This is a genomic window from Arenibacter lacus (assembly GCF_008711145.1).
GTDB classification, from domain to species: domain Bacteria; phylum Bacteroidota; class Bacteroidia; order Flavobacteriales; family Flavobacteriaceae; genus Arenibacter; species Arenibacter amylolyticus.
In genome coordinates, this window is the sequence record NZ_VVIN01000261.1 from 1 (window position 1) to 410 (window position 410).

General features: G+C 48.5%; 1 pseudogene. It reads right to left on the reverse strand.

What is annotated here, in order from left to right:
• Nucleotides 1-410: pseudogene (locus tag F1E73_RS17995) on the reverse strand (group II intron reverse transcriptase/maturase); the annotation flags it as partial.

Genomic DNA, 410 nt, shown 5'->3' on the forward strand with positions numbered 1-410 from the left:
GACTTATGGCCTGTTGAATCATTCTATCGATGACTGTGGGGATTCCCAGCAGTCGTTTACTTCCGTCGTCCTTCGGGATTTCTACCCGTCGCACGGGGTTCGGGCGGTATTTGCCCTGTAATATAGACTCTATGAGTTCCTCCTTGTGGCTAAGAAGATAATCCTTGAGGGAATCAACTTCCATGCTATCCACTCCTGCAGCTCCTTTATTCCGTGTTACTTGTTCGTAAGCGGTGTTCAGGTTGGCTGGCGATACGATGAGCTCTAGTAGTCCATGTTCAACTTTACTGTCCGTGGGGTTATTTTCAGTTATCCACATGAAAGTCTGCCCTCCCACATGCGCTTCGGATGCCGTCCTAACTTCCTGTGTGGAGGTCTCTGAATAACCAGAGATTTTCTGCGTTCTTCCT